Source organism: Psychrobacter sp. AOP5-GZ1-6, assembly GCF_052376345.1.
Taxonomy (GTDB): Bacteria; Pseudomonadota; Gammaproteobacteria; order Pseudomonadales; family Moraxellaceae; genus Psychrobacter.
This window is the reverse complement of the sequence record NZ_JBQSVP010000397.1, coordinates 1-265: the sequence shown is the minus strand read 5'-3', so window position 1 is coordinate 265 and position 265 is coordinate 1. Positions and strand designations below refer to the sequence as shown.

General features: G+C 43.0%; 1 protein-coding gene. It reads right to left on the bottom strand.

Translation table 11 applies throughout. The annotated features are described in order from the left end of the window. On the bottom strand, positions 1-216 hold a 216-nt coding region (locus ACT3RN_RS16360; RefSeq protein WP_443537911.1), incomplete at its 3' end, for a transposase. Positions 217-265 lie beyond the last annotated feature (49 nt).

Here is a 265-nt window from a genome sequence, read left to right as displayed (position 1 = left end):
CACAATAGTTGTGGCGTTGTTAGCCCGTCTGTCACAAGCCTTGTTATTAGCATGCTTTGCTCGGTAACCTCGTAGGCTTTTATTGCGTCTAAGCTCTCTTGATATGGTACTGGGACTTCTGTTTAACGCCCTCGCTATAAAATTAATACTATGTTTTGCCCCTTTAAGGGCATAAATCTGGTATCGTTCACCTAGGCTTAGATGTGTATAGCTCATGGTTGCAATCTCACTTTGGTCGGTGGATAAAAACTTTGATGCTAGCGCA